Annotated in this window: 20 protein-coding genes; 14 read left to right on the forward strand and 6 right to left on the reverse strand. The window is 67.7% G+C overall.

The genetic code is table 11. The features are described 5' to 3' along the window. Nucleotides 1-56: 56 nt before the first annotated feature. A complete protein-coding gene (locus ACUVWL_RS10470; protein WP_014646541.1) occupies nucleotides 57-1,289 on the reverse strand; it encodes a porin in 1,233 nt (410 codons plus the stop codon). A gap of 554 nt (nucleotides 1,290-1,843) precedes the next feature. Here ACUVWL_RS10470 and pstS (ACUVWL_RS10475) point away from each other — a divergent pair. The 11 genes from pstS (ACUVWL_RS10475) (at nucleotide 1,844) to rnt (ending at nucleotide 11,439) form a co-directional block, all read left to right on the forward strand. Then, nucleotides 1,844-2,860, forward strand: coding sequence for a phosphate ABC transporter substrate-binding protein PstS (gene pstS / locus ACUVWL_RS10475; protein ID WP_014646540.1), 1,017 nt, complete (start codon nucleotides 1,844-1,846; stop codon nucleotides 2,858-2,860). Between the two features lie 416 nt (nucleotides 2,861-3,276). After that, on the forward strand, nucleotides 3,277-4,365 hold the full coding sequence (pstS, locus tag ACUVWL_RS10480; protein ID WP_014646539.1) for a phosphate ABC transporter substrate-binding protein PstS: 1,089 nt from the start codon (nucleotides 3,277-3,279) through the stop codon (nucleotides 4,363-4,365). Between the two features lie 79 nt (nucleotides 4,366-4,444). Beyond that, complete coding sequence (gene pstC, locus ACUVWL_RS10485) at nucleotides 4,445-5,413, forward strand: phosphate ABC transporter permease subunit PstC (protein WP_005412771.1); 969 nt, start codon at nucleotides 4,445-4,447, stop codon at nucleotides 5,411-5,413. Beyond that, complete coding sequence (gene pstA, locus ACUVWL_RS10490) at nucleotides 5,413-6,276, forward strand: phosphate ABC transporter permease PstA (protein WP_014646538.1); 864 nt, start codon at nucleotides 5,413-5,415, stop codon at nucleotides 6,274-6,276. The genes pstC and pstA overlap by 1 nt, the downstream gene beginning before the upstream one ends. Before the next feature lie 19 nt (nucleotides 6,277-6,295). Next, nucleotides 6,296-7,126: a phosphate ABC transporter ATP-binding protein PstB gene (gene pstB / locus ACUVWL_RS10495; protein WP_005408788.1), complete on the forward strand. Its 831-nt coding sequence runs from the start codon at nucleotides 6,296-6,298 to the stop codon at nucleotides 7,124-7,126. A 76-nt stretch (nucleotides 7,127-7,202) separates the two neighbouring features. After that, on the forward strand, nucleotides 7,203-7,910 hold the full coding sequence (gene phoU, locus ACUVWL_RS10500; RefSeq protein WP_005408787.1) for a phosphate signaling complex protein PhoU: 708 nt from the start codon (nucleotides 7,203-7,205) through the stop codon (nucleotides 7,908-7,910). A 237-nt stretch (nucleotides 7,911-8,147) separates the two neighbouring features. Further along, nucleotides 8,148-8,501, forward strand: coding sequence for an HvfA family oxazolone/thioamide-modified RiPP metallophore (locus tag ACUVWL_RS10505; protein WP_014646537.1), 354 nt, complete (start codon nucleotides 8,148-8,150; stop codon nucleotides 8,499-8,501). Next, a complete protein-coding gene (locus ACUVWL_RS10510) occupies nucleotides 8,488-9,363 on the forward strand; it encodes an HvfB family MNIO-type RiPP peptide maturase (protein WP_032956527.1) in 876 nt (291 codons plus the stop codon). The genes ACUVWL_RS10505 and ACUVWL_RS10510 overlap by 14 nt, the downstream gene beginning before the upstream one ends. Beyond that, entirely contained in the window at nucleotides 9,356-10,111 is a 756-nt protein-coding gene (locus ACUVWL_RS10515) for an HvfC family RiPP maturation protein (protein WP_014646535.1), read from the forward strand. Before ACUVWL_RS10510 ends, ACUVWL_RS10515 begins: the two co-directional genes overlap by 8 nt. 24 nt (nucleotides 10,112-10,135) lie before the next feature. Continuing rightward, entirely contained in the window at nucleotides 10,136-10,657 is a 522-nt protein-coding gene (locus ACUVWL_RS10520) for an HvfX family Cu-binding RiPP maturation protein (protein WP_032956524.1), read from the forward strand. Nucleotides 10,658-10,788: 131 nt separating this feature from the next. Next, entirely contained in the window at nucleotides 10,789-11,439 is a 651-nt protein-coding gene (gene rnt / locus ACUVWL_RS10525) for a ribonuclease T (RefSeq protein ID WP_032956522.1), read from the forward strand. A gap of 162 nt (nucleotides 11,440-11,601) precedes the next feature. Here rnt and ACUVWL_RS10530 read toward each other — a convergent pair whose 3' ends face one another. From ACUVWL_RS10530 to ACUVWL_RS10540, 3 genes are all read right to left on the reverse strand, one after another. Continuing rightward, entirely contained in the window at nucleotides 11,602-14,628 is a 3,027-nt protein-coding gene (locus tag ACUVWL_RS10530) for a ligand-binding sensor domain-containing diguanylate cyclase (RefSeq protein ID WP_041864114.1), read from the reverse strand. Between the two features lie 176 nt (nucleotides 14,629-14,804). Continuing rightward, the gene (locus tag ACUVWL_RS10535) at nucleotides 14,805-16,214 is read right to left on the reverse strand and encodes an ATP-binding protein (protein ID WP_032956880.1); all 1,410 of its coding nucleotides are present in this window, start codon (nucleotides 16,212-16,214) and stop codon (nucleotides 14,805-14,807) included. Between the two features lie 6 nt (nucleotides 16,215-16,220). Next, entirely contained in the window at nucleotides 16,221-16,949 is a 729-nt protein-coding gene (locus tag ACUVWL_RS10540) for a response regulator (protein ID WP_041863210.1), read from the reverse strand. Nucleotides 16,950-17,153: 204 nt separating this feature from the next. Here ACUVWL_RS10540 and ACUVWL_RS10545 point away from each other — a divergent pair, with 204 nt between their 5' ends. Genes ACUVWL_RS10545 through ACUVWL_RS10555 form a run of 3 tightly spaced genes read left to right on the forward strand, consistent with a single transcriptional unit; the run spans nucleotide 17,154 to nucleotide 21,786 of the window. After that, on the forward strand, nucleotides 17,154-18,395 hold the full coding sequence (locus ACUVWL_RS10545; protein WP_445978327.1) for an efflux RND transporter periplasmic adaptor subunit: 1,242 nt from the start codon (nucleotides 17,154-17,156) through the stop codon (nucleotides 18,393-18,395). After that, entirely contained in the window at nucleotides 18,392-20,350 is a 1,959-nt protein-coding gene (locus ACUVWL_RS10550) for a MacB family efflux pump subunit (protein WP_445978328.1), read from the forward strand. The genes ACUVWL_RS10545 and ACUVWL_RS10550 overlap by 4 nt, the downstream gene beginning before the upstream one ends. Continuing rightward, nucleotides 20,347-21,786 (forward strand): TolC family protein, encoded by a 1,440-nt coding sequence (locus ACUVWL_RS10555; RefSeq protein WP_329855753.1) that lies wholly within the window; start codon nucleotides 20,347-20,349, stop codon nucleotides 21,784-21,786. Before ACUVWL_RS10550 ends, ACUVWL_RS10555 begins: the two co-directional genes overlap by 4 nt. A gap of 77 nt (nucleotides 21,787-21,863) precedes the next feature. On the opposite strand, the gene rlmB is transcribed toward ACUVWL_RS10555, so the two are convergent. Beyond that, nucleotides 21,864-22,607 carry a 23S rRNA (guanosine(2251)-2'-O)-methyltransferase RlmB gene (gene rlmB, locus ACUVWL_RS10560; RefSeq protein WP_005408775.1) on the reverse strand — a complete coding sequence of 248 codons (744 nt, stop codon included), beginning with the start codon at nucleotides 22,605-22,607 and terminating at the stop codon, nucleotides 21,864-21,866. Between the two features lie 161 nt (nucleotides 22,608-22,768). Then, the gene (locus ACUVWL_RS10565; RefSeq protein WP_126411882.1) at nucleotides 22,769-23,251 is read right to left on the reverse strand and encodes a GFA family protein; all 483 of its coding nucleotides are present in this window, start codon (nucleotides 23,249-23,251) and stop codon (nucleotides 22,769-22,771) included. Nucleotides 23,252-23,292: the final 41 nt, after the last annotated feature.

Raw genomic sequence — 23,292 nt, forward strand, 5'->3', positions numbered from 1 at the left:
AGACGGCGGGCACCAGGCCCGCCGTCCGCGTGTATGGACAAGGGTGCTTCAGGAGATCAGAACGACAGGTCGCCCCAGACGCCGAATTCCTTGGTCTTGTCGTTCTTCTTGTCGCTGGCGTTGGCCAGGTGCGTGTACTTGTACACGGTCGACAGCTTGAGGTTCTTCATGACCGGGAACTCGACGCCGACGTTCCAGTACTTGTCGCTCAGGGTCGGGTCCAGGGTCTTGCTGACGTCGGTGTCATCGTAACGACCGAACACGTTGATGCCGCCGTCGGTCACGCGCACGCTGCCCCACACCGACCAGCCACTGGTCTTGTCGGTGGCAACGGTCAGCACGTTGTTGAGGTTCTTGGCCTGGAAGTACTCGCCGCCGACGCGGAAGTTGCTGTCGGCGTAGGCCACCATCGCGTTGGCGCGGGTGTAGGTGTTCTCGGCGCTCTGGATGTCGGTTTCCTTGCCCAGCTTGCCGCTGTAGCCGCCGACGGCGACCACGAAGTTCTCGTTCGGGGTGTAGGCCACGCGGCCTTCCACGTCCATGCCCTTGCTGCGGGTCGGGTTCTTGTAGCCGGCGCCGGACACGACCGAGACGGCGTAGTTGAAGTTGTTGCCCAGGTTGCCGAAGCCATGCAGGCCCCAGTCGGACGAGTTGCCGTACTTCAGGCGGTCGGTCAGGGTGTTCTCGACATAGCGCATGCCGTAGAACTTCTCGACGTACGGGATCCACGGCATGTCGGCGGCACCGACGCGCAGGTTGAAGGCCGGGTCGAAGCTGCCCTGCACGTAGGCCTTCTTGACGAACAGTTCGGTGTTGCCGATGGCCGAGCTGTACTGGAAGTCGGTGGTCAGGTTGGCCGACCAGATGTCGTTGAACTTGTGGTCGACGGTCAGGTAGAAGCGCTTGACGTCCAGGCCGGTGCCGCTGGCGGCGGTGTCCTTGCCGTTGCTGGTCTTGTCGATGTTGGTCAGGTCGAAGAACATGCGACCGCCAATCTTGTTGTCATTGACCAGCTTGGCCAGCTTGTCGACGCTGGTCTGGGTCTTCTGCGCACCTTCCAGGGCCTGCGCCTGGGTGATGTTCACTTCGGACTGCGCGTCGGACTGCGCCTGCAGCGCCTGCGAATCGTTCTGCAACTGCTGGACCTGGGCCTGCAGCGCAGCGATCTGTGCCTGCAGCTGCTGCAACTGTGCCTGGGACACGCCCGAGCTGGCGGGGGCTGCGAAGGCGTCGGCGGAAACCAGACCGAGGCTTGCAACGACCGCGGCGGCGAGCAAATGGGAACGCATTTTGGATTTCTCCAGAGGGTTGGAATGGCTTGGGCAGAACGCCACGCCGGCAGGCCGGTCAAGCGTTTTGCGAACGTTCCGTTAAAACCATGACAGCCGAATGACAGATTGAGCACCAACCCCAGATTTCTTCGTGCGGTCATGCGTACGACTCATTTGCGCGCACATGCTTATCGATCCGTTGCGCCCCATGGCGTGGTGTATCGGCACCGACACGCGGGCAAGCCGCCGGGTCCCACTGGTCCGCACCGCCCGGCTTCGCGCGGATGACGCGGAATCCCTGCGCAACGCCAGGCGCAGACCGCGCGAAGGGAGGCAGCCGTCACCTCATCGGCCACCTATGCAAGGTGACCGCAACCGGCGCCGGCGCACCTCCCTTGTGCCCGCACGACCGCCTCAGCCGCTGCGCGAAACCTTCACGGCCCGCGCTGCGCAAGCGCCAGCCAGCGCTGTAACGGATGCGTCATACAACGGTCCCCGCGCTGTCATCGAACCGTTATGGAATGTGCGCCGGGCGGGTAACCCCGCATTCCAATCAACCCAGGAGCCACCCCGTGATCCACGCCTTCAAGTCGCGCGTTGCCGTTGCCGTCTTCGCAGCGTCGTCCGTGTTCGCCGCCAACGCCGCTGAAATCACCGGCGCGGGCGCCTCGTTCATCTACCCGGTGATGTCGAAGTGGTCGGCCGACTACAACGCTGCCACCAGCAACAAGGTCAACTACCAGTCGATCGGTTCCGGCGGCGGCATTGCGCAGATCAAGGCCAAGACCGTTGATTTCGGCTCTTCCGATGCACCGCTGAAGCCGGAAGAACTGGCCGCCTCGGGCCTGGCCCAGTTCCCGTCGGTGATCGGCGGCGTGGTGCCGGTGGTCAACGTGGCCGGCATCGCCCCGGGCGCACTCAAGCTGGACGGCACCGTGCTGGCCAACATCTTCCTGGGCAAGATCAAGACCTGGAACGACCCGGCCATCGCCGCGCTGAACCCGGGCGTGACCCTGCCGAGCGCCAAGATCACCGTCGTGCACCGCTCGGATGGTTCGGGCACCACCTTCAACTTCGTCAACTACCTGTCCAAGGTCAGCCCGGAGTGGAAGAGCTCGGTCGGTGAAGGCACCTCGGTCCAGTGGCCGGCCGGCATCGGCGGCAAGGGCAACGAAGGCGTTGCTGCCTACGTGAAGCAGATCAAGGGCGGCATCGGCTACGTCGAACTGTCCTACGCACTGCAGAACAAGCTGTCGTACACGGCGATGAAGAACGCTGCCGGCAGGTTCGTGCAGCCGAGCGATGCATCGTTCGCCGCCGCTGCCGCCAGCGCCGACTGGGCCAGCGCCAAGGACTTCTACCTGGTGATGACCAACGCCCCGGGCGCCGAGTCCTGGCCGATCACCGCCACCAACTTCATCCTGGTGCACAAGAAGCCGAAGAACGCTGCCAACGGCAAGGCCACCCAGGAGTTCTTCCGCTGGGTCTACAAGAGCGGCGACGCCCAGGCCCGCCAGCTGGACTACGTGCCGCTGCCGGACAGCCTGGTCCGCCAGATCGAGACCTACTGGTCGCAGAACCTGAAGTAAGCACGTTCCCCCGCAGGAACGGGGCCGGCGGGTCCTCTCTCCCCCGCCGGCCCCAACCGGGCGCGAGATCCTCGAGATCTCGCGCTCTTCTTGTTTTCGGGGATGCATGCATCTGCCTCTGCAGCGCCGAGCCCACGCTCGGCTGGGTGCTGGAGCGTGCGGACCGACGGTCCGCACCTACCGAGGGCAGGGAGCCGTCGAACATGGCTTGACTCCACACGGGCCAACCGGCCGCCATACCGGTGCGCAGATCCGGGGTCTCCGGGGCTCTGCCGGATGGGGGCCAACCCGGTGAAACCCTTGTCAGAACGTGATCCAGGACACCTCTGTCATGGTCGTAATACGGCTGTAACAAAAACATCATTTCATAGCCGCATCCGCCGACCACGTCGGCTCTTCCCCGCTATGGAGTGACCATGAAACTGCACTCGGCCGGCCTTGCCGCCCTTTCCCTGGCCATCGCCCTGGGCCTGTCGGCCTGCGGTGGCGACAAGCAGGCCGCGCAGCAGCCGGCGGCCGACGGTGCCGCTGCCCCGGCCGCTGCCGGTGCCAAGGTGACCGCCGAAGTGTCCGGCGCGGGCGCGTCCTTCATCTTCCCGCTGGTCTCCAAGTGGTCGGCCGACTACAACGCCACCACCGGGGCCAAGATCAACTACCAGTCGATCGGCTCCGGCGGCGGCATCGCCCAGATCAAGGCCGGCACCGTCGACTTCGGCTCCTCCGACAAGCCGCTGAGCAGCGAAGAGCTGGCACAGGCCGGCCTGGCCCAGTTCCCGTCGGCCATCGGCGGCGTGGTGCCGGTGGTCAACATCGAAGGCCTGGAAGCCGGCAAGCTGCGCCTGAGCGGCGCCCTGCTGGCCGACATCTTCCTGGGCAAGGTCAAGACCTGGAACGATCCGGCCATCGTCGCCGCCAACCCGGGCGTGAAGCTGCCGGACGGCAAGATCACCCTGGTCCACCGTTCGGACGGTTCGGGCACCACCTTCAACTTCTCCAACTACCTGTCCAAGGTCAGCCCGGAGTGGAAGAGCAAGGTCGGCGAAGGCACCTCGGTGCAGTGGCCGGACGGCGTCGGTGGCAAGGGCAATGAAGGCGTCGCTTCGTACGTGAAGCAGATCAAGGGCTCCATCGGCTACGTCGAGCTGGCCTACGCGCTGCAGAACGGCATGCCGTACACCGCCATGCAGAACGCCGCCGGCAACTGGGTCGAGCCCAGCGCGGAAACCTTCGCCGCGGCGGCCGCCAGCGCCGACTGGGCCAGCGCCAAGGACTTCAACCTGGTCATCACCAACGCCCCGGGCGAGCAGGCGTGGCCGATCACCGCCACCAACTTCATGCTGATGCAGAAGCAGCCGAAGGACGCCAAGCGCAACCAGGACACCCTGGCCTTCTTCAAGTGGGCCTTCGAGAACGGCCAGGCCCAGGCCAACGAGCTGCACTACGTGCCGCTGCCGGCCGAACTGGTCAAGCAGATCGAGGCCTACTGGGCGACCGACCTGAAGTGATGGACTCGACGGTGCCCGCCCCGCGCGGGCACCGCTTCCACGCCGTGCCGCCCCGCCCCTTCCTGGCCCTGCCGTCCCCATGAATGCCATCGCCCAGCCTGTAGCCGCCCCGTCCACGCGTGATGCGCGTGATGCCCGCAACGACAAACTGTTCCGATGGGTGCTGGTCGGCACCGTCATCTTCGTCCTGATCGCCCTGGCCTGCGCCGCGCTGTCGATGCTGTGGGGCGGCCGCCATGCCCTGCAGATGCAGGGCCTGAGCTTCTTCTTCTCCGCCGACTGGAATCCGGTCGAAAACAAGTTCGGCGCGCTCGCCCCGATCTACGGCACCCTGGTCACCGCCGTCATCGCGATGGTCATCGCCGTGCCGGTCAGCTTCGGCATCGCCTTCTTCCTCACCGAAGTCGCACCACGCTGGCTGCGTGGCCCGGTCGGCACAGCCATCGAACTGCTGGCCGGCATTCCCTCGATCATCTACGGCATGTGGGGCCTGTTCGTGCTGGTGCCGGTGATGACCGAGTACGTCACGCCGTTCCTCAACGAGACCCTGGGCGAATGGCCGATCATCGGCCCGATGTTCCAGGGCCCGCCGCTGGGCATCGGCATGCTCACCGCCGGTTTCGTGCTGGCGATCATGGTCATTCCGTTCATCTCCTCGGTGATGCGCGAAGTGTTCCTGACCGTGCCGACCCGCCTGAAGGAATCGGCCTATGCGCTGGGCTCCACCAAGTGGGAAGTGAGCTGGGACATCGTGCTGCCCTACACCCGCTCGGCGGTGATCGGCGGCATCTTCCTCGGCCTCGGCCGCGCCCTCGGCGAGACGATGGCGGTGGCCTTCGTGATCGGCAACAGCGTGCGCCTGTCGCCGTCGCTGCTGGAACCGGGCACCACCATTGCTGCGCTGATCGCCAACGATTTCGGTGAAGCCACTGAAACCTACCGTTCGGCCCTGCTGCTGCTCGGCTTCGTCCTCTTCATCGTCACCTTCGTGGTGCTCGCCATCGCCCGCCTGATGCTGATGCGCCTGTCCCGCAAGGAGGGCAACTGATGTCCAGCACCGCTGACTCCCTGTACCTGCGCCGCCGCATCGGCAATGTCGTTGCGATCACCGCCTCCTGCGCCACCGCGCTGTTCGGTTTGTTCTTCCTGGGCTGGATCCTGTTCACCCTGGCCTCCAAGGGCCTGGCCGGCATCAACCTGGATCTGTTCACCAAGATGACGCCGCCGCCGATGCAGGAAGGCGGCCTCGCCAACGCGTTCTTCGGCAGCGCCGTGATGTGTGCGCTGGCCATCGGCATCGGCACCCCGCTGGGCGTATTGGCGGGCACCTGGCTGGCCGAGTACGGCAACGCCCGCAAGGCCGGCACCGTGGTCCGCTTCGTCAACGACATCCTGCTGTCGGCCCCGTCCATCGTGCTCGGCCTGTTCGTCTACACCCTGTACGTGATGCAGACCGGCGGCAACTTCTCGGCGTTCGCCGGTGCGCTGTCGCTGGCCTTCATCGTGCTGCCGGTGGTGGTACGCACCACCGACGAGATGCTGCGCCTGGTGCCCTCGCAGATGCGCGAAGCGGCCCTGTCGCTGGGCATCCCGCAGTGGAAGGTGATCGTGCAGGTGCTGTACCGCAGTGCCTCGGCCGGCATCATCACCGGCATCCTGCTGGCACTGGCCCGCATCTCCGGCGAGACCGCACCGCTGCTGTTCACCGCCTTCGGCAACCAGTACTGGAACAACAACATCTTCCAGCCGATGGCCTCGGTGCCGGTGGTGATGAACCAGTTCGCCGGCAGCCCGTATGAATCCTGGCAGGTGCTGGCCTGGGCCGGTGCCCTGGTGCTGACTGTCTTCGTGTTGCTGGTCAGCCTTGCCGCCCGCGGCATCCTGCTGCGCAACCGTATCTCCCATGACTGACCTTTCCGTGGATAACGCCATGAACGACCTTTCCAACGCCGTGCCGATGCAGCGCATCGCCGTGCCGTCCTCGCACGAGAGCCTGCACACGCCGTCGCCGGTGAAGCTGGCTGCGCGTGGACTGGACTTCTACTACGACAAGTTCCACGCCCTGAAGGGCATCAACCTGGAAATCCCGGAAAAGCGCGTGACCGCGCTGATCGGTCCTTCCGGTTGCGGCAAGTCGACCCTGCTGCGCATCTTCAACCGCATCTACGCGCTGTACCCGAAGCTGGAAGCGCGCGGTGAAGTGCTGCTGGACGGCGAGAACATCCTGTCGCCGAAGTACCCGATGAACCGCCTGCGCAGCAAGGTCGGCATGGTGTTCCAGAAGCCGGTGCCGTTCCCGATGACCATCTTCGAGAACGTGGCCTACGGCATCCGCCACCACGAGAAGCTGAGCAAGGCCGACATGGCCGACCGCGTCGAGCAGGCGCTGCGCCAGGGCGCGCTGTGGGACGAAGTGAAGGACAAGCTGGGGCAGAGCGCACTGGGCCTGTCCGGCGGCCAGCAGCAGCGCCTGTGCATCGCCCGTGCCGTGGCCCTGCGCCCGTCGGTGCTGCTGCTGGACGAGCCGACCTCGGCGCTGGATCCGATCTCGACCAGCCGCATCGAGCAGCTGGTGGAAGAACTCAAGCACGAGTACACCATCGTGATCGTCACCCACAACATGCAGCAGGCCGCTCGCGTGTCCGACTACACCGCCTTCATGTACCTGGGCGACCTGATCGAGCACGACCGCACCGAAGTGATCTTCTCGCAGCCGTCGCAGCGGCAGACCGAGGACTACATCACCGGCCGCTTCGGCTGAAACGTCAGTCGAGCACGGCTCGACCCTGCAGACACCATCAGTCGAGCGTGGCTCGACTCTACAGAGTGGAACAACCATGAACCTTCCCAACGACCACATCGTCAAGAGCTACGACGAAGAGCAGCAGCGCCTGGTGGCCGAGATCGTGCGCATGGGCGAGATGGCCGTCGCCCAGCTCGAAGCGTCGATGGACGTGATCGAGAAGCGCGACGAGAACGCTGCCCATCGCATCATCGCCAACGACGAGGCGATCGATGCGCTGGAACAGCAGATCAGCCACGACGTGATGCGCCTGGCGCTGCGTGGCCCGATGGCGCGCGACCTGCGCGAGATCCTTGCCGGCCTGCGCATTCCGGCCGACATCGAGCGCATCGGTGACTACGCTGCCAACGTCGCCAAGCGCTCGATCGCGCTGGGCAAGGTGCCGCCGCTGCCGCAGATCCAGGGCCTGCGTGCACTGGGCCGCCTGGCCGCGCAGCAGGTCCGGCGTGCCATTGCCGCCTACCGCGACAACGATGCTGATGCCGCGCTGGAACTGCGTGAGGACGACGCCCGCCTGGACGCGCAGTACACCGCGCTGTTCCGCGAGCTGCTGACCTACATGATGGAAGACCCGCGCAACATCACCCCGTGCACGCACCTGCTGTTCATGGCCAAGAACCTGGAGCGCGTGGGCGACCACGCCACCAACATCGCCGAGAACGTATGGTTCCTGGTGCATGGCGAGCAGCCGCTGCCACCGCGTGAAAAGCGCGACGAGACCTCCAGCACCGGCCAGCCCTGACGCTGCACTGCAACACCGGAGTCGACTCCAAGGTGGCCGCTGTCCTGGTGACAGCGGCCTTCTTTTTTGGGGTGTTTCATCCGCATTGTGGGCGCCACGCGTGCCCGGTGCGGACCTGCCGGATGCTTCTGTAACAGATCTCACGAAAATTTGAGTTCTTGGCGAGGATTCGTTGAGTAGGATCGCTGCACCATCGATTCACCCCGGGCACCTGCCCACCACCCAGGAGTAAGACCGATGAGCAGTTCCAACAAGACCCTGTCCCTGCTGACCGCTACCGCCCTGGCCGCCGGCCTGGGCATGACCGCCAGCGCCTCGGCGCTGAGCATGAGCGACCTCGCCCAGGGCTACCTGGTGGCCGGCCAGGCAGCCAAGGCCAGCACCGATGCCAAGGCCGCCGATACCAAGATGGCAGCCGACGCGACCAAGCACGCCGAAGGCAAGTGTGGTGCCGACGGCAAGACCGGCGAAGGCAAGTGCGGTGCCGACAAGGGCAAGGCTGCCGGCGCAGCGGGCGCCAAGGCCAAGACCGGCGACACGAAGTCGGCTGAAGGCAAGTGCGGCGAAGGCAAGTGCGGTGGCAAGCACTGACGTCCGCGCCAGCCTCGTCCACCCGCAGTCGCCGCTTCGCGCGGCGGCTGCAGGGTTGGGCCTGCGCCGGGCGCTGCTGCAGGATCTGCGTGACGCTCCGGCAGGCGACTTCGACTTCCTGGAATGCGCGCCGGAGAACTGGATCCATGTCGGCGGCCCGGCCGGTGATGCCCTGGCCGAACTGGCACACCGCCATCCGCTGAGCTGCCACGGCCTGTCGCTGTCGCTGGGCGGCAGTGCCGCCCTGGACACCCCGCTGCTGGAGCAGGTCGGCCGGTTCCTCGAAAAGCACCGCGTGCCGCTGTACAGCGAGCACCTGAGCTACTGCAGCGACGACGGCCACCTGTACGACCTGCTGCCGATCCCCTTCACCGACGAAGCCGTGCGCCATACCGCGCAGCGCATCCGCCGCGTGCAGGACCTGCTCGGCCGCCGCATCGCGGTGGAGAACGTGTCCTACTACCTGGCGCCGGAACCGGCGATGGACGAGCTGGCGTTCACCAATGCGGTGCTCGCCGAAGCCGACTGCGACCTGCTGCTGGACGTCAACAACGTCTACGTCAACGCCTGCAACCACGGCTACGATGCCGATGCCTTCATCGCCGGCCTGCCCGCGCAGCGCATCGTCTGCCTGCACGTGGCCGGGCACCTGGACGAGGCACCCGACCTGAAGATCGATACCCATGGCAGCGCGGTGATTGATCCGGTCTGGGAGTTGCTGGCGCGTACCTATGCTCGCATCGGCCCACGCCCCACCCTGCTCGAACGCGATTTCAATTTCCCGCCCTATGCGGAACTGCAGGGCGAACTGCAGACCATCCGCCGCCTGCAGGCCGCACACGCCGGGGCTGCACATGGCTGACGCTATCGACACCCTGCGCGCGCAGCAGCACGCGTTCACCGCGCACCTGCGCGATCCACAGGCGGTGCCGGCACCGGCCGGCCTGGATGCACGCCGGTTGGCGGTGTACCAGCACCTGCTGTTCAACAACCTGCTCGGGCTCCTGAGCAACGGTTTCCCGGTCTGCGTCCGCCTGCTCGGCGAACCGGCATGGAGCGCGCTGGTGCGCCACTACTTCGCCACCCATCGCTGCCAGACCCCCCTGTTCACCGAGCTGGCCGCCGAGTTCGTGCAGTGGCTGCAGGCACAGCCGCAGCTGCCGCACCCGGCGCTGGCCGAACTGGCCCACTACGAGTGGGTGGAAACCGCGCTGTACCAGTTGCAGGCCGAGCCACTTCCTGCGCCTGGCGATGTCGATCCGCTGCGGGTGCCGCTGCAGCGTTCGCCGCTGGCGTGGCCGCTGCTGTACCAGTGGCCGGTGCACCGTCTCGGTGCAGAGGATGCGCCGACCCAGCCCCTCCCAGAACCCACCGGCCTGCTGGTCCGCCGCGAAGCCGACGGTGAAGTGCGATTCGCCGCGCTCAGCCCCTTGGCGGTGCACCTGCTGTCCAGCATCGGTGAACAGCCTGGGCTGGAAGGCCGTACGTACCTGCAACGCCTCGCCACCACGCATGGGCTGGCCGAAGACGCGCTGGCCGGCCCCGGTGCCGCGCTGCTGCGGCAGTTCCTGCAGGCCGGCGTGATCGGCCCGCTCACCGCCCCGCCCTGACACCCCATTTGCGGAGATCCCCTGATGAACCTTCCGACCCTGGCCGCCGCGCGTGACCAGCTGGACCGTCTCGCCCCCTGGTTGGCCCCGCTCGGCCTGCGCCTGCTGCTGGCCTGGGAATTCTTCGAATCCGGCCGCGAGAAGCTGCGCGGCCAGAACTGGTTCGCCGACCTGCAGGACGCCTTTCCATTCCCGTTCGACCAGTTGCCGGCCACCCTGAACTGGCAACTGGCGACCTGGTTCGAACTGCTCGGGGCGGCCTGCCTGCTGTTCGGTTTCGGCACCCGTTTCGCCGCCGCGAGCCTGCTGGTGCTGACCGTGGTGGCCACCTATGCGGTGCATTGGCCGATGGAGTGGAACTCGCTGGCCGACCTGGCCATGGGCTATGCGATCAGCGACCAGGGCTTCGGCAACTTCAAGCTGCCGGTGCTGTTCATGGCCATGCTGCTGCCGCTGATCTTCACCGGCGCCGGCAAGCTGAGCGTGGACGCCTGGTTGGCGCGGTGGTCTCCCTCGGCCACACCTGCGCGGCCAGCGGTTCGGTAGATGCCGACCTTGGTCGGCGCGTCATGTGCCAACCAAGGTTGGCACCTACCGGGTTCTGCGTTCGTGCCACCACGGTGGCTGGCATGGGCTGCGTGGCCGGGCGCTCAGGGCCGCTCTGATAGAATTCACGCATGACTGACCCCATCCCCGCACCTGCCGCCGTTCCCGATTCCGCACTTCCCCAGGCGCAGCGCGCGATGTCACAACGCTTCCGCGGCTTCCTGCCGGTGGTGGTGGATGTCGAAACCGGCGGCTTCGACAGCCAGCGCAACGCGCTGCTGGAAATCGCTGCGGTGCCGATCGAGATGGACGAGAACGGCCTGCTCTACCCCGGCCAGACCGCCAGTGCCCACGTGGTCCCGGCCGAGGGCCTGGAGATCGACCCGAAGTCGCTGGAAGTGACCGGCATCATCCTCGACCATCCGTTCCGGCTGGCCAAGGAAGAAAAAGCGGCGTTGGACCACATCTTCACTCCGGTGCGTGCGGCGATGAAGAAGTACGGCTGCCAGCGCGCGATCCTGGTTGGCCACAATGCCCATTTCGACCTCGGCTTCGTCAACGCGGCCGTGGCGCGGACTGGCCACAAGCGCAACCCGTTCCATCCGTTCAGCGTGTTCGACACGGTCACCCTGGCCGGTATCGCCTACGGCCAGACCGTGCTGGCGCGTGCGGCCACTGCCGCCGGGCTGGGTTGGGATGCGAATGAAGCGCACAGCGCGGTATATGACACCGAGCAGACCGCGCGGCTGTTCTGCACCATCGCCAACGCCTGGCCGCGGTAAGAAAGCGCTTTCTGTAGAGCCGAGCCATGCTCGGCTGCACCTTTTTCCGCGCTGCCGCGCGGTGGTCGAGCACGGCTCGACTCTACAGGCCGACGTCGTTCCATCGATGCATGGTGGCGAATCAATCGCCGCACAGTAGATCCACGCCATGCGTGGATGCGATCAACCAATGCTCGTGCGATCGCGGCCGTCGCTCTTGGCGCGGTACAGCGCGCGGTCGGCGCGCTGGTACAGCAGCGCCGGGGTGCGGTCGTCGGCATCCAGCTCCACCAGCCCCGCACTGAAGGTCACGCGCAGGCCTTCCACACCGGCCCAGTCGGGGTGGTCATGGAACAGGCCGCGCAGGCGCGCGCACAGCTGCGCGGCTTCCTCCAGGCGGGTGTCGTTGAGCAGCAGCGCGAACTCTTCGCCGCCGGTGCGCGCCGGCAGGTCGGAGTCGCGGCTGGCGGCTGCGATCAGCGTCGCCACCTGCACCAGCACGGCATCGCCGATGCTGTGGCTGTGGCGGTCGTTGACGTCCTTGAAATGGTCGATGTCCAGCACCACCAGGCACAGTGGATGACCACTGCGCTGCGAACGGGCGAAGTCACGCGCCAGCGTCTCGTCGAAGCCGCGGCGGTTGGCCAGCCCGGTCAGCGCATCCTCGCGGGCCTGGCGCTCGAAGGCTTCGGCCTGGCGCGCCAGGCGTTCGGCCAGCTCGGTCTTTTCCTGGTTCAGCGCCTGCAGGTGCACGGTCTTGGCCTGCAGGTCGAAGGTCGCGTCGTCCACCCGCCGCGCCAGGCGCAGGTTGCTGGCCTTCAGCTGCTGCAGCAGCAGGCGGTACAGTGCCACCAGGCCGGCCAGCAGCAACAGCCCGCCCAGCGCCTGCACGCTGCGCCGCTGCCACCAGAACGGCTCGACGCTGAAGCTCCACACCGCCTCCTGTTGGCCCCAGCTGCCGCCCGGATGCGCCGCAGCCACATGCAGGGTGTAGTCGCCCGGCGGCAGGCCAACGAACTCGACGCTGCGCTGCGGGCCACGCTCGACCCAGCCGGCATCGAGGCCATCCAGCCGCGTGCGGTAGCGGATCCGGTCGGACATCAGGTAGCTCAGGCCGACATAGCTCACCGCCAACCGGCGGCCACCGGGAATGTAATTGCGATCCGGTCCCTCCCAGTGCACCGGCGCACCATCCACCTGCACGCTCTCGATCGCCGCCGGCGGCGATGGCCGCTCGCGGAAACGCTGCAGGCGTTGCGGGTCGACCGTGCTCAGGCCACCGGCGGTGACCACCCAGAACGTGCCATCCTGGCGCAGGATCGCCGATGGACTGGAGCTGCCATTGGCCTGTGCATTGGCCATGCCGTCGATCTCGTTGTAGCGCTCCAGCACCACCCGCGGCGTGCGGCCATCGGCCACCGCATTGAGGGTGGCCATGTCGGTGCGCAGCACACCACGGTTGCTGCTGATCCAGACATTGCCGAGGCGGTCCGGCACCAGCTGGAACACCGCGTCCACCGGCATGCCCTGCTCCAGGCCGACCCGCGCCAGCGCACCGTTGCGCCAGCGGTACAGGCCACGATCACTGCTGATCCACATCGCATCGCCCAGCTGGTGGAAACCGAACACGCTGCGGCCGCCCCCCAGCGGGGCCAGGTCGATCGACTGCACGTGGTCGCCACGCAGCACGCGGATGCCTTCGATGGTGCCGATCCACAGGTTGCCCTGGTGGTCATGCTCGAGCGCGGTGATCAGGCCGCCGGGCATGCCCGGCACGTTCGAGACCTGCACCCGGTCGCCGTCGATGCGCACCACGCCCTTCTGCGTGCCGGCCCAGACCACGCCCTGCGGGTCAACGGTGATCGCACGGATGTTGCCGCCCGGCATGCCGTCAGCCGCCGCATAGTTGTGGCGCAGGCCCCCATCGCGACCCAGCCGGTAAACGCCGTCGCCGAAGGTTCCCACCCACAGGTCACCGTCCGGCCCCTGTGCCAGGCTCAGTACCGAGGGCGCCTTGCCGCCGCGGTTGTGCAGCGGCACCGCGCGGAAACGACCGTCGCGGGTCTGGAGGTCAAGGCCGCTGGCGCTGCCGACCCACAGCTGGCGGTCGCGATCCTCGAACACCGTGCGCACGTAGTCGCCACTGAGCCCATCGCGCTCGGTGAAGCTGCTGAACAGTGTTTCGCGCAGGCGGTACAGGCCCCCATTGGCTCCCACCCAGATGCTGCCTTCGGCATCCTCGCGCAGGCTGACCACGCGTCCGCCCGGCAGGTTCAGGCCGGCCGGCAGCCGCTCCAGGCCATGGGCGGAAATGCGCAGCAGGCCCTGGTTCTCGGTACCCAGCCACAGATCGCCATGCCGGTCCTGCAGCATCGAGGTCATGTGCAGCTGGCCCGGCAGGCGGTGCACCAGCACCAGCTGGTCGTCCTCCACCCGGTACAGGCGCTCGCCGGCGACGATCCACAGCGCGCCATCCGGTGCCCGGTACGGCCACGACAGGCCGCTGCCGGCGCCCAGCCCCCACGCGGCGGGCGCGCGCTTGAGCACGCCGTCGTTGTCGCGCAGCACCAGCCCGTCGAGCGTGCCGACCCATACCCGGTCCTGTGCATCGACCACCAGCTTGGTGAAGCTCATCGCCATCGGCAGGTCCGCCGCCGGTGCCTGGTAGACGATGCCGGCATCCGGCGTCAGGTAGCCGATGCCCTTGCCTTCGTACAGCAGCCACAGCCGGCCCTGGCTGTCCATCTGCATGGACTGGATCAGCACCTGCGGTGTACCGGCCTGGTGCTCCCAGACCCGCCATTGGCCGTCGCTGCCGCGGTGGCTGACGTTGCCGCGCGAATCGCTGATCCACAGCCCACCCTGGCGGTCGACGAACAGTGCGCCGATGCCGTTGTCGCGCAGGCCCGGGCGCGTACTGCGGTCGAACACGGTGAAGTCCAGTCCGTTGTAGCGCACCAGCCCTTCCCAGGTGGCGAACCACAGATGGCCCTCCGGCGTCTGTGCGATGTCGCGCAGCGAGTTGTGCGGCAGGCCGTTGCGCGAGGTCCATACGTCGATGGCGTAGTCGCGCAGCGGGGGCGCGCCCTCCTGTGCCGCCAGCGGCAGCGCGAGGGCCAGCAGCAACCACAGCAGGCCCTGCCGCAGTGCCCGCCTGAATCCTGATGCGCGGCGCTCCACCCAGCGCCCCTCGTCCCCCTGCCCGCCCATCACCGCAGCAGCGGCGGCCAGGTGCGGCTGCAGGGCGCGGCAGCGTGCGGGAACAGCCGGGCAGCGCGCACTGGCATGCCGGCGGGAACGGGCTGGCTCATCGAGGGGAGACTGGGGAGATGGGCAGATGATAGGCCAAACCCCGGCCCCGGCGTCACCGTCCGCGGCCCGCCGGCTCAGCCGGCGCGGCCGGGCGCCACCACCTGGGCACTGGCCGGCCACTGCACCACCGCCTCCAGGCCACCTTCGGCCCGGTTGCGCAGCCACAGCCGCGCGCCGTCCTTCTCGGCCAGGGCGCGGGCGATGGTCAGGCCCAGGCCGGCCCCGCCGGTCTGGCGCGAACGCGAGGTTTCCACCCGCACGAACGGATCGAACACCGCCTCCAGCTGCTCTTCGGCCAGGCCGGGACCGTCATCGGCCACCACTACGGTGATCGCACCGCCGCTGCGCTCGACCCGTACCCGCGCCCGCTGCGCGTACATCACCGCGTTGTCCACCAGGTTGGAGAACAGGCGGTGCATGGCCAGCGGACGCAGCATCAGCACCGAACCACTGCCCCCCTCGAAGACCACGTCGGCGCCGCCTTCGGCGGTGTCCTCGACGATGCTCTCCAGCAGTGAATCCAGGTCGAGTGCGGCGCGCTGCTCGGCACTCTCGGCACTGCGGGCCAGTTCCAGGCCCTCGCGCACCAGCGCCTGCATCGCCGCCAGGTCACCGATCAGGCGCTCGCGCAGGGCTTCGTCGCTGACATTCTCCAGGCGCAGGCGCAACCGGGTCAGCGGCGTCTGCAGGTCATGGGTGATCGCCGCCAGCATCTGCGTGCGTTCGGCCAGGTGCCGCTGCAGGCGGTGCTGCATGGCGTTGAAGGCTTCGGCGGCGCGCTGCACTTCACGCGGCCCGCGCAATGGCAACGGGTCGCGCTGCAGATCGTCGCCGAGATCCTCGGCAGCGGCGGCCAGTTCCTGCAGTGGCGCACTGGCCATGCGCGCAACGATATAGGCCAGCACGGCAATCGCCAGCACCAGCAGGGTCAGGAACCACGGGTCCACGGCGAGGATGCCGTTGTGCGCCACCGCCGGCGAGTCCAGCGCCAGTTTCAGCAGCGTGCCGTCGTTGAGGGTCACGTCCACCGCGCGGCACTTGGGCGGGATGAACGCCGGGTCGCGTTCGCGCGGCGGCCGCCGGTGACCCGGCGGTGGCGGCGGCAGCAGGTCCTGCAGCTTGGGAATGCAGGAGCGGAACGAAGCGAAGTGCACATGCGCGCGCGACACCGGTCCGGGGCGGTCTTCCAGCACTTCCATCAGCGCCGTGTCGGCACGCCCGAGGCGGGCTCCGGGCTGCAGCGCGCGCACGCTCGGCCCGCCGATCGCCAGCAGGCGCTCGCGCAGCTCCGGATTGCCGTCCAGCAGGTTGACGTAGCCCTGCAGGCGGTCGGCGATGCGGTTCAGGTTCTGCCGCTCGAACTCCTGCTGGCGCTTGGAAGTGGCCAGCATGGTCGCGCCGATCGCAGCCACCGCCATGCCCAGCAACAGGATCACGAACAACCGCCCGACCATCGAGGACAGGAAATGGCGCAGGCGCTTCATCGCGGCTTATTCCAGGTTGACCGCGGAGGCCAGCACGTAGCCCTCGTTGCGCACGGTCTTGATCAGTCCGTCCGGGCCACCGTCGTCGCCCAGCTTGTTGCGCAGGCGGCTGACCTGCAGGTCGATCGCGCGGTCCTGTGCCTCGTAGTTGCGGCCACTGCTGAGCGCGACCAGCTGCTCGCGCGACAGCACCTTGTTGGCGTGCGCGATGAACACGCGCAGCAGGCGGAACTCGGCGCCGGACAGCACCACCACGCGGTCATCCGGATCGACCAGGTGGCGATGCTCCAGGTCGAACACCCAGCGCGAGAAGCGCGCACGGCGCACCGCCAGCGGCTCCAGGTTGGCCGGCAGCGCCTCGGTCCGGCGCAGCACGTTGCGGATGCGTGCCAGCAGCTCGCGCGGTTCGAACGGCTTGGCCAGGTAGTCATCGGCGCCCATTTCCAGGCCCAGCACGCGATCGATCGGCTCGGCGCGTGCGGTCAGCATGATCACCGGCGTGTTCGAACGCGCACGCAGGTCACGGCACAGGGTCAGGCCATCCTCGCGCGGCAGGTTGAGGTCGAGCACGATCAGGTCCACGTGCTCGCGGTCCAGCAGCTGGCGCATGGCGGTGCCATCGGCCGCCGTGCTCACCAGGTAACCGGCGCGGCCGAGCTGCTCGGCCAGCAGCGTGCGGATGTCGTTGTCGTCGTCGACGATCAGCAGTCGATGCATCGGGTTTTCAGTCTCCATGTCGCGATCATCCCGTGTCGGCAGCTGAACCGCATCCGGGGCAATGCGTACCAGTGTATCCACCCACGGGCGGGATACCTGTGGTTACGCGTATTCACCGACAGTGTTACATACAGACATACCCCGAGGATTGAGCCGTCCATCGCCCGGTCTTCACAATGCCCGCCAACGCCGCACGCGCGGCCCCGAGAGTGAAGCCACGACGTGACGTTCCGCCTGCTGCCCGCGACACGCCGGAGTCGCCTGATACTGATCGCCCTGCTTGCCCTGATCGTCGCCGCCACCGCCTGGTGGCTGCTGCGCAAGCCCGCCGCGCCGGCGGTGGCCACCTCGCCGGTCAGCCGCGGTGACATCGAGCAGACGGTGGACGCCACCGGCGTGATCGATGCCTACAAGCTGGTCAGCGTCGGTGCGCAGGCCTCGGGCCAGATCAAGTCGCTGAAGGTGCAGCTGGGCGACACCGTGAAGGAAGGCGACCTGATTGCCGAGATCGACGCCACCACCCAGCAGAACCAGGTGCTCAACGCGCAGGCCTCGCTGGACCAGGTCACCGCCCAGCGCGCCGTCCAGCAGGCCACCCTGCGCCAGGCCGAACTGGAATTCGCGCGCCAGCAGCAGATGCTGGCCGCCGAGGCCACCTCGCGCCAGGAATACGATGCCGCCGAGGCGCAGCTGAAGACCGCCCGTGCCCAGCTGCAGTCCTACGAGGCGCAGATCAAGGGCCGCGAAACCGAGCTGGGCACCGCCCGCGCCAACCTGGCCTACACCCGCATCACCGCGCCGATGGACGGCACCGTGGTGGCGGTGGTGGCCGAGGAAGGCCGCACGGTGAACGCCAACCAGACCGCGCCGACCATCGTCATGCTGGCGCGGCTGGACGTGGTCACCGTCAATGCGGAGATCTCCGAGGCCGACGTGGTCAAGATCAAGGCCGGCATGCCGGTGTACTTCACCACGCTCGGCGACCCGGACCGCAAGTACCACGCCACGCTGCGCCAGATCAATCCGGCGCCAGCCTCGATCGCCAACGAGAATTCATCCAGCTCCAGCAGCTCCTCCAGTTCCAGTTCCAGCAGCGCGGTCTACTACAACGCGCTGTTCGACGTGAAGAACCCGGACGGCACGCTGCGCATCGACATGACCGCGCAGGTCTCGGTGCTGCTCAAGCAGGCCAAGGGCGTGCTGATGGTGCCGGCAGTGGCGCTGGGGCCGAAGCGCCGTGGCGACGAGCGCATGGTGCGGGTGCTGGACGACAAGGGCCAGCCGCAGCCGCGCAAGGTCACGGTGGGCATCAACAATGGCGCCTCGGCCGAGATCCTGTCCGGGCTGAAGGAAGGCGAGCGCGTGGTGGTTGGCGAAGCGGGTGCGGCCGGTGCCAGCGCCGGCGGCGGCAACCGCGGCGGCATGCAGATGCGGGTTGGCGGCCCGGGCATGGGGCGCCGATGAGCACGACGGCGCCGCTGCTGCGCCTGCGCGACCTGCGACGTGAATTCCCGGCCGGCGATGATGTGATCGCCGTGCTGCGCGACGTCAATCTCGACATCCACGCCGGTGAGATGGTGGCCATCGTCGGCCAGTCAGGCTCGGGCAAGTCGACGCTGATGAACATCCTCGGCTGCCTCGATCGTCCCACCCGTGGCGGCTACCAGGTGGCCGGCCGCGAAACCGGGAAGATGCAACCGGACGAACTGGCCGAACTGCGCCGCGAGCATTTCGGTTTCATCTTCCAGCGCTACCACCTGCTCGGCGACCTGGACGCGCGCGGCAACGTGGAAGTGCCGGCGGTGTACGCCGGCAGCCCCGGCCCGGTGCGCAACGCGCGTGCCGAGCAACTGCTGCAGCGGCTGGGCCTGAGCGACCGCATGCATCACAAGCCGGGCCAGCTGTCCGGTGGCCAGCAGCAGCGCGTGTCGATCGCACGCGCCCTGATGAACGGCGGCGAGGTGATCCTGGCCGACGAACCGACCGGCGCGCTGGACACGAAATCCGGCGAGGAAGTGATGGCGATCCTCGGCGAACTGCATGCCGAAGGCCACACCATCATCATCGTCACCCACGACATGAGCGTGGCCGAGCACGCGCAGCGCATCATCGAAATCCGCGATGGCGAGATCATCGCCGACCGCGCCAACCCGAATGCGCCGACCTACCGTGCGCAGCGCGAGGCCAGTACCGGCGTCGCCCGCGGCAACAGCTGGCGGGCCGCGCGCGACCGCTTCACCGAAGCGTTCCGCATGGCGCTGCTGGCGATGAACGCACATCGGCTGCGAACCTTCCTGACCATGCTCGGCATCATCATCGGCATCGCCTCGGTGGTCTCGGTGGTGGCGCTGGGCAATGGCTCCCAGCAGCAGATCCTGCAGAACATCAGCGCGCTCGGCACCAATACCATCGACGTCTATCCCGGCCGCGGTTTCGGCGACATGCGCTCGGCGCGCGTACAGACGCTCAAGGCCAGCGATGCCGATGCACTGGCAAGGCAGAGCTACGTGGACAGCGCCACCCCCAGCGTATCGACTTCGGTCACCGCGCGTTACCGCAACCAGTCGTCCACCGCCCAGGTCAGCGGCGTTGGCGAGCAGTTCTTCCGGGTCAAGGGCGTGACCCTGCTCAGCGGCAGCTTCTTCGATGCCGATGCGGTCAAGGGCCTGGGCCAGGTGGCGGTGATCGACGAGAACACCCAGTCCCAGTTCTTTCCCGATGTCGACCCGGTCGGCCAGGTGATCCTGCTCGGCAACGTGCCGGCGCGCGTGGTCGGCGTGGCCAAGCGGCAGAGTTTCGGCTTCGGCGGCAGCACCAGCCTCAGCGTGTGGGTGCCGTACACCACGGTGATGTCGCGCATGCTCGGCCAGAGCCACGTGTCCAGCATCACCGTGCGCGTGGACGATGACACGCCGATGGACGCCGCGCAGGAAGCGATCACCCGCCTGCTGACCCTGCGTCATGGCACCGAGGATTTCTTCCTCAGCAACAGCGCCGAGATCCGCGAGACCATCGAGCAGACCACGCGCACGATGACCCTGCTGATCGGTGCCATCGCCGCCATCGCGTTGCTGGTCGGTGGCATCGGCGTGATGAACATCATGCTGGTATCGGTGACCGAGCGCACCCGCGAGATCGGGGTGCGCATGGCCGTCGGTGCACGGCAGAGTGATATCCGCCAGCAGTTCCTGATCGAAGCGGTGCTGGTCTGCCTGCTCGGCGGCGTGCTCGGTATCGGCCTGGCCCTGCTGCTGGGCTCGATGATCGGCCGCTTCGCCAGCGACTTCCAGGTGCTGTTCTCCACCGCCTCGATCGTCGCCGCGTTTGCCTGCTCGACCCTGATCGGCGTTGCGTTCGGCTTCCTGCCAGCGCGCAACGCCGCGCAGCTCGACCCGGTGGAGGCCCTGGCCCGCGAATGAAGATGATGACCCGACTGCCCTTCCCCGCTCCCCGGCACCTGCTGCTGGCCGGTGCCGTTCTACTCGCCCTGTCCGGCTGCGCGTCGGTCAGCCGCTACCCGGTGCACGACCCGGCCGTGGCGGCGCAGTATGGACGTGGCGATGCCACCCTCAACGCGCCAGCCGATGACCCGCGCAGCAGCCTGGATACACCGGGCCGCGACATCCGCCAGGACACCTGGTGGACCGGCTTCGGCGATGAACGCCTGGACCGCCTGGTGGCGCAGGCGCTGGCCGCCAACAGCGATCTGGCCGCCGCCGGCCTGGCCGTGCAGCGTTCGCGCCTGCAGGCCGGCCTGGCCAGCAACGCACTGTGGCCGCAGCCCTCGTCATCCGGCGTGAGCGGCAGCGCCAGCCGCGCCACCGACCAGTCTGATGATTGGCGCCGCAGCTATTCCACCGGCGTCTCGCTGGGTTGGGAAGTGGACCTGTGGGGCCGCCTGCGCACCCAGCGCGACATCGCCCGCTGGGAAGCCGAGGCCAGCGAGGAAGATCGGCAGAACACCGCGCTGCTGGTGATCAGCGACACCATCACCCAGTACTGGAACCTGGCCTACCTCAACCAGTCGATCGCCACCGGCCAGGCCAACCTGGAGCGCCTGGAACGCACCCGCGAACTGGTGCAGGCCCGCTTCGACGCCGGTGCGGTATCGCGCCTGGAAGTGCGCCAGGCACTGCAGAACCTGCAGTCGCAGCGGTCCTCGCAGAGCGCGCTGGAACAGCAGCGGGTGGAGGTGCGCAACGCGCTGACCGTGCTGCTGGACGGCACGCCCTGGCCCCAGCAGGACGAACCACAGGACCTGCTGGGCGCACGCAGCCCAGCCATCAGCGAAGGCCTACCGACCGATCTGCTCGGCCGCCGCCCCGATCTGCGCGCGGCCGAACTTCGCCTGCGCAACAGCCTGAAGACCATCAAGGTCACCGCCACCCAGTACTACCCTGCGCTGAGCCTGACCGGCAGCCTCGGTTCCAGCGCGACCTCGCTGGGCGATGTACTGCGCAACCCGGTGGCCACGCTGGGCGCCGGCCTGTCGCTGCCGTTCCTCAACCTGCAGCGTGCGCAGCTGGATACCGATATCGCCGGCACCGCCTACCAGATCGCCGCCAGCAACTTCCGCAAGACGCTGTATACCGCGCTCTCGGAAGTGGACAACGCACTGTCGGCGCGCGAGCAGCTGGCGCGCCAGGTGGCGGCCTCGCAGGCTTCATACGACGAAGCGGTGGAAGTGGAACGCGCGCAGGAAGTGCGTTACCGCGTGGGTGCCACCGATCTGCGCACCTGGCTGGAAGCGCAGCAGACCCGGCGTGATGCCGAACTGTCGCTGGCACGTGCGCGCCAGGGCCAGCTCAACAACGACGTGACGCTGTTCAAGGCGTTGGGCGGCAGCGCGGGGTGAGGCGGGACATGAAACGGGGTCAGATCCCTTTTCCCATTGGAAAAGGGATCTGACCCCGATCACATCGCGCTGGCCGATCAACCGCGCTGGCGCACGGCCTCGAACAGGCTGACGCCGGCGGCGACGGAGACGTTCAGGCTCTCGATCTCGCCCGGCATCGGGATCTTGACCAGGCCATCGCAGTTCTCGCGGGTCAGGCGGCGCAGGCCATCGGCTTCGCCGCCCAGCACCAGCGCGATGTTGCCCTTCAGGTCCAGCTGGTACAGCGAGGCCGTGGCTTCACCGGCCAGGCCGTAGATCCACACGCCCTGCTTCTGCAGGTCCTTCAGGCAGCGCGAGAGGTTGGTCACCGCCACCACCGGGATCAGGTCGGCGGCACCGGCCGAAGTCTTGCGCACAGTGGCATTGACCGTGGCCGACTTGTCCTTCGGGATGATCACCGCGGTCGCCCCGGCGGCAGCGGCCGAGCGCAGGCAGGCGCCGAGGTTGTGCGGGTCCTGCACCTCGTCGAGCACCAGCAGCAGGGCCTTGCCCTCGGCCGCGGTGACCAGCCCTTCCAGCTCGTTCTCGCTGTAGGTACGGGCGGCGGCGTAGCGCGCGGCCACGCCCTGGTGGCGCACCGAACCGCCAACACCGTCCAGCGCCTGGCTGTTCACCTTGCGCACATCGATGCCCTTGCGGCGGGCGTTCTCTTCGATCTCGGTCAGGCGCGGGTTCTTCGCACCGGCCTCGACCAGCACTTCGCGGACGTTCTCGGCGTCGTTCTCGATGGAGGAGGCGACGGCGTTGACGCCGACAATCCACTGGCTGTTCTTGCTCATGCGGGCGGGGACCGGAAAGGGGGTGGCTATGGTAGAGCATCGGCAGGCCGGGCGCTGCGACCGGCCGCCCCTCTGTAGCGCCGAGCCCATGCTCGGCTGGCGGGGGGCCGATGAAGCCTGAACCCGGAGCAGCCGAGCGTGGGCTCGGCGCTAGAGGGGCGTTACCGACTGCGCGGCGGCCAGTGCGGGGTGTCGTGGTCGGGGTGCTGGTGGGAGACGATGGTGGCCAGGAACTCCAGCGCGGCGACGTCGTCCTCGGTGCGCCGCGCCGGCAGGCCGGACAGGCTGTCGACGAACGGCAGCTTGCGCTCCACCCCGTACTGGATCGTCGGTGGCAGGCGTTCCGGCTCATCGAAGGCGCCGGCAGCCACGGCCACGCCATCCGGGGCTTCATAGGTCAGGGGTGTACCGCAGTCGGCGCAGAAACCACGCCGCACCACGTTGGACGACTGGAAATGGCGCGGCTGGCCGCGGGTCCAGCTGAACTGCACGCCGCGCACGGATACCAGCGGCGCGTAATAGGCACCGAACGCCTTCTGGCACATCCGGCAATGGCAGATCGAGCTGTCGGTGAGCTCGCCACGCGCCTGGAAGCGGACCGCGCCGCACTGGCAGCCGCCACTGTATTCGGGTTGGCCTTGCATGCTGGGGTTCCTCCGGAACGTCGTGCCAACCAAGGTTGGCA

It is taken from the genome of Stenotrophomonas muris, assembly GCF_052751275.1.

Excerpts from the sequence above, each read along its gene's own strand:
- ACUVWL_RS10470 (WP_014646541.1), bottom strand. The coding sequence starts at position 1,289 with ATGCGTTCCCATTTGCTCGCCGCCGCGGTCGTTGCAAGCCTCGGTCTG.
- phoU (WP_005408787.1), top strand. The coding sequence starts at position 7,203 with ATGAACCTTCCCAACGACCACATCGTCAAGAGCTACGACGAAGAGCAG.
- ACUVWL_RS10555 (WP_329855753.1), top strand. The coding sequence starts at position 20,347 with ATGAAGATGATGACCCGACTGCCCTTCCCCGCTCCCCGGCACCTGCTG.
- ACUVWL_RS10550 (WP_445978328.1), top strand. The coding sequence starts at position 18,392 with ATGAGCACGACGGCGCCGCTGCTGCGCCTGCGCGACCTGCGACGTGAA.
- rlmB (WP_005408775.1), bottom strand. The coding sequence starts at position 22,607 with ATGAGCAAGAACAGCCAGTGGATTGTCGGCGTCAACGCCGTCGCCTCC.
- rnt (WP_032956522.1), top strand. The coding sequence starts at position 10,789 with ATGACTGACCCCATCCCCGCACCTGCCGCCGTTCCCGATTCCGCACTT.
- ACUVWL_RS10540 (WP_041863210.1), bottom strand. The coding sequence starts at position 16,949 with ATGGAGACTGAAAACCCGATGCATCGACTGCTGATCGTCGACGACGAC.
- ACUVWL_RS10565 (WP_126411882.1), bottom strand. The coding sequence starts at position 23,251 with ATGCAAGGCCAACCCGAATACAGTGGCGGCTGCCAGTGCGGCGCGGTC.
- ACUVWL_RS10515 (WP_014646535.1), top strand. The coding sequence starts at position 9,356 with ATGGCTGACGCTATCGACACCCTGCGCGCGCAGCAGCACGCGTTCACC.
- ACUVWL_RS10520 (WP_032956524.1), top strand. The coding sequence starts at position 10,136 with ATGAACCTTCCGACCCTGGCCGCCGCGCGTGACCAGCTGGACCGTCTC.
- pstC (WP_005412771.1), top strand. The coding sequence starts at position 4,445 with ATGAATGCCATCGCCCAGCCTGTAGCCGCCCCGTCCACGCGTGATGCG.
- ACUVWL_RS10505 (WP_014646537.1), top strand. The coding sequence starts at position 8,148 with ATGAGCAGTTCCAACAAGACCCTGTCCCTGCTGACCGCTACCGCCCTG.
- ACUVWL_RS10530 (WP_041864114.1), bottom strand. The coding sequence starts at position 14,628 with ATGGGCGGGCAGGGGGACGAGGGGCGCTGGGTGGAGCGCCGCGCATCA.
- pstB (WP_005408788.1), top strand. The coding sequence starts at position 6,296 with ATGAACGACCTTTCCAACGCCGTGCCGATGCAGCGCATCGCCGTGCCG.
- pstS (WP_014646539.1), top strand. The coding sequence starts at position 3,277 with ATGAAACTGCACTCGGCCGGCCTTGCCGCCCTTTCCCTGGCCATCGCC.
- pstA (WP_014646538.1), top strand. The coding sequence starts at position 5,413 with ATGTCCAGCACCGCTGACTCCCTGTACCTGCGCCGCCGCATCGGCAAT.
- ACUVWL_RS10535 (WP_032956880.1), bottom strand. The coding sequence starts at position 16,214 with ATGAAGCGCCTGCGCCATTTCCTGTCCTCGATGGTCGGGCGGTTGTTC.